10 protein-coding genes and 1 pseudogene are annotated in these 11,649 nt (G+C 34.9%); 3 read left to right on the top strand and 8 right to left on the bottom strand.

The window, feature by feature from the left end; translation table 11 throughout:
* The first annotated feature begins 90 nt into the window (after window positions 1-90).
* The 3 genes and pseudogenes from istA to ADJ83_RS08390 form a co-directional block, all read left to right on the top strand.
* Window positions 91-1,374: an IS21 family transposase gene (gene istA, locus ADJ83_RS08400; protein ID WP_048717507.1), complete on the top strand. Its 1,284-nt coding sequence runs from the start codon at window positions 91-93 to the stop codon at window positions 1,372-1,374.
* Window positions 1,374-2,135 (top strand): IS21-like element helper ATPase IstB, encoded by a 762-nt coding sequence (gene istB, locus ADJ83_RS08395; protein ID WP_048717505.1) that lies wholly within the window; start codon window positions 1,374-1,376, stop codon window positions 2,133-2,135. Before istA ends, istB begins: the two co-directional genes overlap by 1 nt.
* Before the next feature lie 265 nt (window positions 2,136-2,400).
* A pseudogene (locus ADJ83_RS08390) lies at window positions 2,401-3,960 on the top strand (IS1182 family transposase); the annotation flags it as partial.
* 131 nt (window positions 3,961-4,091) lie between these two features.
* Here the strand turns inward: ADJ83_RS08390 and ADJ83_RS08385 are convergent.
* From ADJ83_RS08385 to ADJ83_RS08350, 8 genes are all read right to left on the bottom strand, one after another.
* A complete protein-coding gene (locus ADJ83_RS08385) occupies window positions 4,092-5,159 on the bottom strand; it encodes a PTS fructose transporter subunit IIC (protein WP_269320399.1) in 1,068 nt (355 codons plus the stop codon).
* Window positions 5,160-5,161: 2 nt separating this feature from the next.
* A complete protein-coding gene (locus tag ADJ83_RS08380) occupies window positions 5,162-5,476 on the bottom strand; it encodes a PTS fructose transporter subunit IIB (RefSeq protein ID WP_031540048.1) in 315 nt (104 codons plus the stop codon).
* A gap of 21 nt (window positions 5,477-5,497) precedes the next feature.
* Entirely contained in the window at window positions 5,498-5,947 is a 450-nt protein-coding gene (locus ADJ83_RS08375; protein WP_031540051.1) for a PTS sugar transporter subunit IIA, read from the bottom strand.
* Window positions 5,948-5,965: 18 nt separating this feature from the next.
* The gene (locus tag ADJ83_RS08370) at window positions 5,966-7,927 is read right to left on the bottom strand and encodes a BglG family transcription antiterminator (RefSeq protein ID WP_031540052.1); all 1,962 of its coding nucleotides are present in this window, start codon (window positions 7,925-7,927) and stop codon (window positions 5,966-5,968) included.
* A gap of 35 nt (window positions 7,928-7,962) precedes the next feature.
* Window positions 7,963-8,403: a ribose 5-phosphate isomerase B gene (gene rpiB, locus ADJ83_RS08365; RefSeq protein WP_031540053.1), complete on the bottom strand. Its 441-nt coding sequence runs from the start codon at window positions 8,401-8,403 to the stop codon at window positions 7,963-7,965.
* A 456-nt stretch (window positions 8,404-8,859) separates the two neighbouring features.
* Entirely contained in the window at window positions 8,860-9,921 is a 1,062-nt protein-coding gene (gene hisC / locus ADJ83_RS08360; RefSeq protein WP_031540054.1) for a histidinol-phosphate transaminase, read from the bottom strand.
* A 131-nt stretch (window positions 9,922-10,052) separates the two neighbouring features.
* Complete coding sequence (locus ADJ83_RS08355; RefSeq protein ID WP_031540055.1) at window positions 10,053-10,667, bottom strand: nitroreductase family protein; 615 nt, start codon at window positions 10,665-10,667, stop codon at window positions 10,053-10,055.
* Window positions 10,668-10,685: 18 nt separating this feature from the next.
* Window positions 10,686-11,649, bottom strand: a 964-nt coding sequence (locus tag ADJ83_RS08350) for a 2-hydroxyacid dehydrogenase (protein ID WP_048717501.1), incomplete at its 5' end; no start/stop codon positions are given.

Below are 11,649 nucleotides of genomic sequence, written 5' to 3'. Positions count from 1 at the left end.
TAGAAATGATAATTTAAATATGTACAAACGTGCTTGAATAAAGATGTACAAAATTGATTATGAATTACATACTAATATTGGGTGATTAGTATGTACATAAAGTTAAATATTGAAACAGATTTTGAGATTAAGAGTCTTTCAGATTTAGGAAAATTCAAACAAGTAATGGAGCAGTTAAAGATGAAAATTAATAAAAGTGAATTAGCTAGGGAATTAGGGGTAGATCGTAGAACAATCGATAAATATCTCAATGGGTTTATTCCAAAACGTACAAGGAAAAAGGCATCTATGCTTGATGAATATTATGAAATTATAGCCGCACTTTTATCGGAGGATTCGAAACAGAAGTTTTATTATCGGAGGGTGCTTTGGCAATATTTAAAAGATAATCATGGTCTTGATTGTTCGGCTTCTACATTTAGGGCGTATATAGCTAGAATACCAGAATTTAAAGCTTATTTTGATGAGGACAAAAAGATTGCCTCCCCCAAAGGGGCAGCTCGTTTTGAAACAGCACCAGGTAAACAAGCACAACTAGATTGGAAAGAAAGTATTCTATTTGATACTAAGGATGGTCAACAGGTAGAAGTGAATGTGGCCGTTCTTGTTCTTTCTTATTCAAGGTTCCGCACGTTCCATCTAAGTATCTCTAAATCACAAAGTACATTGTTTTCGTTTTTAACGGAAACATTTGAAGCACTTGGTGGTGTTCCTTCAGAGATAATTACGGACAATATGAAAACAGTTATGGATGAAGCTAGAACAGAATTTTCTAGCGGAAAAGTGAATAATAAGTTTGCACAATTCGCTAACGACTTTGGTTTTAAAGTAAAACCTTGTGTAGCAGGCAGACCACGTACAAAAGGAAAAGTAGAAACAACGATGAAACTATTAGATGAAATTCATGCTTATCAAGGTCAACTGACCTTAGAAGAATTACACCGATTTGTACAGGATTTATGTAATCGAGTCAATCATGAGGTACATCAGGGGACTGGCAAGATACCAGTATTAGAATTTAAAAAAGAAAAGAACCTCTTACACCAGCTACCAACTGTCCAAGTAAGAGATTTCTATCGAATCAATCATAAGCTTGTAAAGGTGAATGCCTCCAACATGATTTCTTACAAATCGAATCAATACTCGGTACCAGCAAAATACCAAGGAAAGAGAGTTGGACTACAAGTGTATGATGATCAAATATGGGTTTATTATAACACGGAGCTCATCGCACAACATCCCTTAAGTGGGAAGAAATTAAATTATCAAGAAACCCACTATCAGGAATCACTAGGGGTTTCTATGCCTAACTATCCTAATATTGATGAGTTAGCGAAAAAGAACTTAGCAGCGATTGGAGAAGTGTATAAATAATGAATCAAGTAACAACAAATCATCAGCAATTATTAAAGAATCTAGAGTATCTGGGGCTTAAGCAAATGACGTTACATTTAAATGAAGTCATAGACTTTAGTGTAAATAATCAATTGTCCTTTAATGATACTTTGATTAAATTAACGAACTATGAAATTGATGTCCGAGAGCAAAATATGACACAGGCAATGGTGAAAGTAGGTGCATTCCCACATCGTAAAGAAATAACTGATTTCGATTTTGATTTTCAACCCTCCATTAACCGACAACAAATCTTAGATTTTTTAACGCTCCGTTTTATAGAGGAGAATGAAAATATCGTTTTCTTGGGTACAAGTGGTGTTGGAAAGACCCATTTGGCCACTTCAATCGGAATTGCCGCAGCGAAGAAACGAACTAGTACTTATTTTATTAAGTGCCATGATTTAATCCAGAATTTGAAGAAAGCACGGTTGGAAAACCGTTTAGAAAGTCGTTTAAAGCATTATGCCAAGTACAAGCTTTTAATCGTAGATGAAATTGGTTACTTGCCAATAGATGCGGAAGATGCGAAGCTCTTTTTTCAGCTCATTGACATGAGATACGAAAAGAAAAGTACGATTCTCACTACAAATGTAAATTTCAAAGAGTGGGATACAATTTTTCAAGAGACTAAACTAGCGAATGCGATTTTAGATCGTATTTTACATCACGCAACTGTCGTAACCATTGTAGGTGATTCTTATCGATTAAAGGCTCATTTAACGCAAGAAAACGAGTGATTTTGTACATCCTTACGCAAGCAAAATTGTACATATTTGTGTTGACATTTATAACAGCGATTCGATGTTGACTTATCGGAGGGAAATGACCTGAAGTTTGATAGGCGATTACGCTTGCGCTAGACATTTTTCAGCCTTTAAAAATTTTATCCTTTCTTACCTTTTAAAAAGAGGCTGGGACAAAACCCACTTCTAAGATGAAAAAAGGACAACTTCTGATAAAATTAAGTTACCACACAAAATCTAATCAGAAAGAAGTGTCCTTATGTTTAAAGATTATAACATGAATCAAATCGTTTTACCTTTAGATTTAGAAGTAAAGTTACAAAATAATGATATTGCCTTCCATGTCCATCATTTAGTGGAAAGTATCCCTCAAGAAGCGTTTGAACCATTTCTTCGAAATGAAGGTTGTCCTGCCTATCATCCACGCATGATGCTTAAAATTATTCTATGTGCCTACACTCAATCTGTCTTTTCGGGGCGTAAAATGGAGGCCCTATTAAAAGACAGTATCCGTATGATGTGGTTAGCTCAAGGGTATGAACCAAGCTATCGTACAATTAACCGATTTCGTGTTCAACCAGAAGTAAAAGATTTAATCCGTCAATGTTTCATCCAATTTCGCTGCCAATTGATTGAAGAAAAACTGATCGATCAAGAAGCGATTTTTATCGATGGTACAAAGATTGAAGCGAATGCGAATAAATTTACGTTTGTCTGGAAGAAAGCGATTGAGAAATTTCATCAGAGTTTAATCGATAAGTCAAACCAGTTGTACAATGAGTTGCTTGAGAACGAAATCATCCCCCAAATGGAACGGGAAAGTGATGAACAGCTATCATTTGGAGAACTCACTCAAATGGTTCAAAAAGTAGAAGAAGTAGTGACCGAATATGATAAACAAATGGAAGCATCTTCAGATGTTACTGAACGAAAAGCCTTACGAAGTGAACGAAAATACCCGAAACAAGTGCGTAAACAGTTGATTGATTTTGTCTTGAGAAAACGGAAGTACCAACAGGATCTTAAAATCTTTGGACCACGTAATAGCTATTCTAAAACAGATCTAGATGCGACATTTATGCGAATGAAAGATGATTATATGAAAAACGGGCAATTGAAAGCTGGTTACAATGTACAAATCGCAACTGAAGGTCAATATGCGCTTGCTTATAGTTTATTTCCAAACCCAACAGATACACGTACGTTAATTCCATTTTTAGATGAGATAGAGCAACATTATTTCGAGTTGCCGAAACATATTGTTGCAGATGCAGGTTATGGTAGTGAACAAAACTTTAGTGATATTCTCTCAAACAGAAACCGAGAAGCACTGATAACATAGAACATGTTTTTGAAGGAACAAAAGAAAAAGTACAAACAAAATACATTTAATCCTGATAACTGGGAATATGATCAAGAAACCGATACATATATGTGCCCTAATCAGAAACGTTTAGAATTTCAATATCATTCTGTCCGAACGGACGCTACAGGTTTCCAAAGGAGTTTCAAAATCTACGAGTGCGAAGACTGTTCAGGATGCCCATTCCGCTCATCATGTACCAAGGCAAAAGAAGGAAACAATCGAAAACTAATGGTGAACAAAAAATGGGAACAGCAAAAAGAATATGTGAGAGCGAAGCTTTCAGAAGAGAAAACGAGTGCCATCTATCGAAAACGCAAAACCGATGTGGAACCAGTTTTTGGATTCTTGAAGGCTAATTTGCGTTTCACTCGATTTTCTGTACGAGGAAAATCGAAGGTGGAAAACGAAATGGGCCTCGCGTTAATGGCAGTGAATTTAAGAAAATTCACTGCCATTAACTAAGATAATAGAAGAATTAACACGAAAAAATAGAGAAAGGTGAATTTGAGTCCCCTCAAATTCACCTTTCTCTTTATTAGAGGCTAGTTATGTCCTAGCCTCTTTTAGGAACCAATCATAAACCACTATTCCACCTTTATTGAAATATCCATTTTCAACTCTTCTTCTTTCACTACTTCCTCTTCTTCTACATCTTTACGCAAGATTGCTAATAAAGCGACTGCTACGATAACACCTGCTGTTACTGCAATTACGGCACCTATTGGATTTCCCATTACAGGTAAAGCAAAGATTCCACCCATGGTTACTGGTGCTGTAACGCCGAACACCATTGCAATTCCTCCCGTTACAGAACAGCCTATGGCTGTAGCAGGAAAGACACGCAGAGGATTTGCTAATAAAAATGGTAACCCTCCTTCTGTTACTTGACAAAGTCCTAAAATAAGTGCTGGTTTTCCAGCCTCTTTTTCATTTTTCGTATATTTTTTCTTCGACATAAACGTGGATGAGATACCTAGTGCTAAAGGAGGTACCATACAACAGCAGACTTTTGCACCGTTTGGCTCAAATATTCCCTCTGCCATCATTCCAGTTGCAACAGTTGTGAAAATTTTTCCAATCGGACCTGCCATATCTACTCCTGGTAAAGCACCCAAAATTGCACCAAATAGAAACTTAGAGGATGTTCCCATTTCTTTAAACATTGTAATCATCGCTGCAGTTGCTGCTGAAATTGGTGGCGCAATAATATAGCTCATAAATAAAGCTCCAATGATCCCACTTAATAACGGAATAATTAAAACAGGAACTAATGGTTCCATTGCAGATGGCACACGAAGTTTTTTCTTAATAAATAGCGATACATATCCAATAAAGTAGCCAGCAATAATACCACCTAAAAATCCAGTGCCATTTGCTACCGCCATTGTTCCTAATAGCAGACCAGGTGCTATCCCAGGCCGATCTGCTATCGAATATGCAATAAACGCTGTTAATACTGGAACAACTAAAGCCATTGCTGTTTTCCCTGCAAAATATACAATACCTGCAAAAGATTCTGGTGAATCAATAACACTTACACCGCCAAGCATTGTTCCAATCGAAATAAGCAATCCACCCATTGCAACAACTGGAATCATGTAAGAGACACCTGTCATCATATGTTTATAAAAGGTAAATTTTCTTTTTGCTATTGCTATTCTCCTTTTAGTTTTTCTTCAATTTGCTTTATTAATCCTTCTGGAGATTTTATTGCAACAGTAATCGGGATTTGAACAACTTTTTTCCCTTTAAATCTATCTCTCCCATTTATATTAATATCTGATGCTATAATCACAATATCCGCTCTTTTTATATCCTCTTCCGTTAGAACATTTTCAGCACCAACATTTCCTTGTGTTTCAATCTTCACCTCATGATTTAATTTCTTGGCTGCCTGAATTAATTTATCTTCCGCAATATAAGTGTGGGCAATTCCTACTGTACAAGCGGTTACTCCAATAATATACATAGTCATCTTCCTTTCAAATCTTTAGTTTTGAAAAACCTTAATCATATCCATTTCGGTTTTCACAGCATTTAAATCATGAAATGTTTCTTCCCTTGATAACTTCTGTGCTAATTGTGATAACAACTTTAAATGCTCTACCTTTTTATTTTCTTCCGGAATTGCCAATAAAAAGACTAGGCTTACTGGTTTATCATCTAAACTTTCCCAAGCAATAGGTGATTTTAGCTTTGCTATTGCAACGCTTGCTTCTTTAATACTCTTATCTTTTCCATGGGGAATAGCAATAGCGTTACCAATTCCAGTAGGCGCTTCCAACTCTCTTTTATAAACCGCTTCCAAATATTCTTTCTTTGAAGTTATCACATCTTCTTTCTTTAATAGTTTTGCTAACTCCTCCAACACTGCTTCTTTCGTATCTTCTACCATATCTATCTTAATTAATGTCGGTTTTAATACATCAATAAAATCCATCGTAGTCTCCTCTCTTTTTTACAGTAAATCTTGAATTATCCTGCTTTTCACACGATTAGGGTTTTCTCTAATTGTTTGTAAAAAAATATCATCACTAAATCTACTATATAGTGGTCGCAAAATATTGCTTACCCACTCAATATCCTTTTTATTAATTAAAACAAATACTAAAATATCCACATTCGTTTCATCCCATTTAATCGGTTTTTTCAACATAACAATGAGTAATTTAGTTTCTCTAATTGTTTCTAATGAGGCATGTGGAATGGCTACTCCCTTTCCAATTTCAGTAGAATTGAATTCTTCTCTTTTCACTAAATCATCGTAGTAGTCATTTGTTACCCATCCTTTTTCGTATAAAAAACTTGTTACATAGTTAAAAACTTCTTTTTTCTCAGAAAATTCCTTATCTCTAATAACAAGCATTTCTTTTAAAAAGGTTTGTTCCTTCGAATCGTACCTTTCTTTTCTTCTTTCTAAGGATGACGAAATTCTATTAATATCTTGTACTGTTAATAACGGGGATATGATCAAAAAAGGCAAGTTCGTATCTATTGGAATCGTTGAAATGACTAAGTCAATCTCCTCTAAATGAGCACTTTTGAAGGTAGCGTATGACATAATATGGACAATATTAATCTGCTTAAATCTTTTTTGAATTTTAGTAGCTAATAATTGTGCCGTACCTATCCCTGTTGAACACACGATAATGGTATTAACCATGACACTAATTCTTTCTATCGCTCCTTCAATGTGAATAGCTATATACCCGATTTCATCTTCTGTTATTTTTTTCCCTACATATTTCTCAAATATTTTATTTGCCATACATGCAATTCCAAAAGCTTTCGGATATAATGACTTAATTTCTGTTAACAATGGATTCTTTAATTCCATCCCATATTCTAATCTATTAATGGTTGGTCTTAGATGAATAAGAAGTCCATATAAAAATTGTTTATCGTCTTTAAAGGATACTTGACAAACTCTTTCTACTAACTCAATGATCTTTTCCGCAATAATTTTACAAACATGATTATCCATTCCTAAATCTGAATCTAGCTCTTCTGTTGGAAATTCAATATATTTTGCACCGGATAAATGCAAAGAAAGATATTTAATTTCCATTTCATTAAACTGTACATGAAATTGTTCTTCTATCTCTTTTGCCAGTTTTGTTGCAACCTTGTATTCTTTTAATTTTTCTAAATCATTGATTCCTAGTTCATTCTGAATGGAACTTCCATCTTGTATTCTTTTCATTGCAATGACAATATGAATAATTAGACTGAGACAGGATTCATCACTAAAATGCATCTTTAAAAGTTGTTCCGCTTGAATCACTATTTTTTCTAGTTTAAAAATATCAATATTGATCATTTCCTTTATTTGATTAGCTAGTCTATGATCAATTTTTGTCATTTTCTCTAATCTATGACTAGCAAGCATTTCCTTTGTATCTTTCATTAAGACTAAATCAACTAATGCCTTTCTTCCATTTATCTCATTGCCTATAATAGCCACTCCATTATTTCTTTTTCTTTCTATTTTTAAATCATATTTTTTTACCCATTTATTTATAAGTTGTAAATCTTTTTGAATAGATGAAAGAGATACAAACATTTCTTCTGATAAACTTTCAATTCGGATAAACTCCCCTAAATTCTTCAAAAGTCTCAGTAAGATACTTTTTATTCTGTCTTCTTTTGAATGCACAGTTACTCTTTCAACCACATTTTTTCGATTTATTTTTTCAAGCATCTCGAACTTCACATTGCTTGATCCATTTACCCAGACCCCAATTCCCTGGTTTTTCATCAAGATTAATCCATTCATCAATAGCATATGCTCTATTTTAATTAGGTCATTTCGGATCGTACTATTAGAAACATTCATTTCCTGAGACATCTTGTTAATGGTGATTGGTTCTTCTGTTGATAATAGCATCTTTATAATGGCCATAATTCTTGGTTTCTTCAATTAACCACTACCTTTCTGCTATAACTCATGACCTTTTAGGAGCATTCAATATCTGTAATTAGCTGGTAGGATATCTCCCTTTTTCCACCTTCATATTCCGTTTCTATCCAAGTTTCCACTATTAATTTTGCCATTTCAACTCCCAATACTCTAGCTCCTATAGCTAAAACATTTGTATTATTATGACTCCTAGACATCTTTGCAGTATATGGCTCCGAACAAACTACACATCGTATTCCTTTCACTTTATTTGCCGCAATTGACATACCTACACCCGATCCACAAATAAGAATCCCTTTTTCCACTTCATCAGCGATAACAGCATCAGATACTCTTTTGGCAATAGGTGCTGAATAGCAGTGACTCGCTTCTTTTGTACCAAAATCAATTACTTCTATTCCTTTCTCCACTAGAAATTCAGTTAACTCTTTTTTCAATTGTACTCCTGCATGATCATTTCCAATCCCAACTTTCATTTTTTATCTCCTTTTTCTTTTTTTGTAAACCCTTTCATAACTAAATTATAAACTCCCCTGCCATTCTTTGCTTATAAATGATTTAACACAAGTGTTCAATTTTATTGCATGTGTTTTTCTTCACATCCCAAAGCTTCATAAATTTCAGGTCGATCTATGAGGTAACTTATTACCAGTTAACTTAAGAAGTTTATGAAGAAAAGCGCAAGCGCCTTGCACATCGCCGTACAAACTGGTGGGGCATCGACTGAGATATAGGAAACACGATGAGCGCTAGCGATTTCGTGCTTGACTATGCAAAAAGTTTGATAAGCGATTATGCTTTCGCTAGATAGCTTTCAACCTTCTGAAAACGTATATGTACTTTTGAAAAAAGAAAAGGTAATCAACTAAATAAAGTGGTTTAGTCCATTACCTTTTTTTGAGCATATTATTTTTTTGTGAGATCAGATTCCTTTAATGGAGCACAACGCAATTTTGTATCGCCTCAAGAACTTTATCCATGTCTTCCTTGGTTCCAATTGAGATGCGTAGATACTGCTCAATACGTGGCATTTTATAGAATCTTGTTAAAATCTTTTGTTTTTTTAGGGCTTCATATAACTCTTCTGCAGTCACATCCCGTGGCTGGATTAATACAAAGTTTGTCAAACTGTCCAGCACCGTATGACCCATACGACGAAGCTCTTTTGTAAAATAGTTTCTAGTTGCGATAATCTCTTGCACACAATTCCCAAAGTATTCCTCGTCATCTAATGATGCACAAGCCATTTTTTCTTGAATCGTACTCATCGCAAAAGGATTCGTCGTTCCTCGAACACCATTCAAATCATGAATGAGTGAAGCATCACCTAATACAAAACCAATTCTCGCACCTGCTAAATTGCGTGATTTCGAAAAGGTTTGTACGACTAAAAGGTTATTGTATTTTTTTACTAACGGCGCTACTGAAACACCACCGTAATCAATATACGCTTCGTCAATAATCACTAAACGGTTCAAATTACTCATAACTAGCCGCTCAATATCGGGAACAGGTAGATAATGACCAGAAGGAGCATTGGGATTAACGATAACGACGGCATAGGGGAGAGAAATATAATCCTCTACATTAATCTTTAAAGCATCTCTAACAGGAACTTCATGGTAATTCAACATAAAAGATTGTCCATATGTACGATAAAATGGATACGTAATACTCGGGAAAGCAACTGGATCTCCTTCATCAAAAAAAGTCCGAAAAATTAAATCCAATACATCATCAGCTCCATTTCCAATTGCCACATTTTTCTCTCCTAAATCGAAACGTTCGGCAATTTTTTGACGAAGGGTACGAAACGAAAGATCGCCATAAAACCGCATGTCGCTAATTGTTTGATCCGTTAAATCTTCCATAATTTTCGGAGACGGTGGAAATGGACTTTCGTTTGCATTTAATTTGATGTATCCTCTACCAGGCTGTTCTCCTGTTTCATATACTTTTAAATTTCTGTAGCGATTACTGATAAATTTGCTCATTTTTTCCTCCTGAATAAACATTGATTTTTTTATTTTCCTCAAAAAATCAGCGTCATAAAGGGAGCACTGAACCTATATTATGTTACGGCAATCCATACTAAAATGATTTACTTTACAATTTCCCCTTCTAATTACAAAAATTCCACCACATCTTCTAATGGTAAACGATGGGCTTCAACAGGTGTTGCCTCATCGGAGACTCCAATGGAAAGAATTAATGTCGCAATATATCTTTGTTGATCAATTCCCATTTCTTGATATACTTTTTGCTCATCAAATCCCCCAATAGGGCAAGTATCATAGCCATGTGCATTTGCAACAAACATTAATTGCATAGAGGCTAATGCAGCATCTTGTGTAATAATTCTTTCTTTTCGTTTTTCAGAATATGCTTCTTCATACAAATGAAAAATTTGTTTCACCTTTTGTTTTACTTTTTCTACCGAACGATTACCTTGATTTAACGTAAAGATTTTTTCAGCCTTTTGATATCCTTTTCGGTCTGCTAAAACAATAATCATGGCAGAGGCTGTTTGGTTTTGAAGTTCATTTCCAATCAGACATTCTCCTAATTTTTGACGACCTTCATTCGACTCACACACTAAAAAACGAATCGGTTGCAAATTTCTTGAAGAAGGTGCTTGTTGTGTTTCTTTTATCATTTGTTCCATTTCGTATCTAGAAATTTTAATACCCTTTTTGTACTTACGTACCGAGCGGCGTTTTAAAACATCTATTTTATTCACAAAATCACCTCCAACTGGCTACTTGGCAACATTATATAATTCAGACTCTTTTCCGTTTAAAAAACTCAAGATCTGTCCCAATGGCACATCTAAAAGTTTCTTCTGAGAATCTTCCGAATAGAAAGCGGCATGCGGTGTTAATAAGACATCTGCGCGTTTAAATAATGGATGGTTTTCCAAATCTGGATGTTCAGAAGAAAGGACATCCAGAGCAGCAAACGAAAGATGATGTTTTTCTAGCGCTTCCTTTAAATCGGGTTCATTCACCGCACTTCCTCTTCCAGCATTAATAAAAATTGGCTCCTTTTTTAGTTGACTAAAAAATAATTGATTAAATTTCCCGACATTTGAAGCATTTTCACTCATATGATTAGATATAATATCCGCTCGCTGAAATATTTCTTTTTCCTTTACTAATTCAACCCCTAATTGGCGTGCAAGTTCTTCTGGAAAATGTGGATGATAGACAATTACGTGCATGCCAAAAGCCTTCGCCCGATTGGCAACAGCTTGCCCAATTCGACCAAAACCGTAAATCGCCAACGTTTTATCATGTAAACAAATGACATTAGGTACATCATAATCCCAGTTTTTTTCTTGGTATACTTTTTCCTCATAAGCGTTAAGCTTTCGAGCTGAAGCTAACAACAATAATAATGTGTGGTCTGCAACTTCTTGCGTACAATATTCACGTATTGGGCAAACTTTTATGCCATATTTTTTCGCTGATACAATGTCTATATTTCCAAACCCTGTTGCACAAATAACGATTAATTTTAAACGCTTCGCATGTTGCATAACTTCCTCATCAACTACCATAAAAGAAGTCAAAAAAATGTCCACATCCACCATTTTCCGTAAAAATTCCTGTTTACTGCAATCCTCTAGATATTCAATAGAAAGCGGCATCTGACTTTTCGTTTGCAAAAAACCTTTAATATGTATGAGTAAAATGTTTGTGGGAGAATAAATATCCTTTTTG

The sequence above is a fragment of the Bacillus sp. 522_BSPC genome (assembly GCF_001076885.1).
Lineage (GTDB): Bacteria > Bacillota > Bacilli > Bacillales > Cytobacillaceae > Niallia > Niallia hominis.
This window is presented reverse-complemented; position numbering and strand designations above follow the sequence as displayed.

Coding starts and splice junctions, on each gene's coding strand:
- istA (WP_048717507.1), top strand. CDS start 91: ATGTACATAAAGTTAAATATTGAAACAGATTTTGAGATTAAGAGTCTT.
- istB (WP_048717505.1), top strand. CDS start 1,374: ATGAATCAAGTAACAACAAATCATCAGCAATTATTAAAGAATCTAGAG.
- ADJ83_RS08380 (WP_031540048.1), bottom strand. CDS start 5,476: ATGTATATTATTGGAGTAACCGCTTGTACAGTAGGAATTGCCCACACT.
- ADJ83_RS08375 (WP_031540051.1), bottom strand. CDS start 5,947: ATGGATTTTATTGATGTATTAAAACCGACATTAATTAAGATAGATATG.
- rpiB (WP_031540053.1), bottom strand. CDS start 8,403: ATGAAAGTTGGGATTGGAAATGATCATGCAGGAGTACAATTGAAAAAA.
- hisC (WP_031540054.1), bottom strand. CDS start 9,921: ATGAGCAAATTTATCAGTAATCGCTACAGAAATTTAAAAGTATATGAA.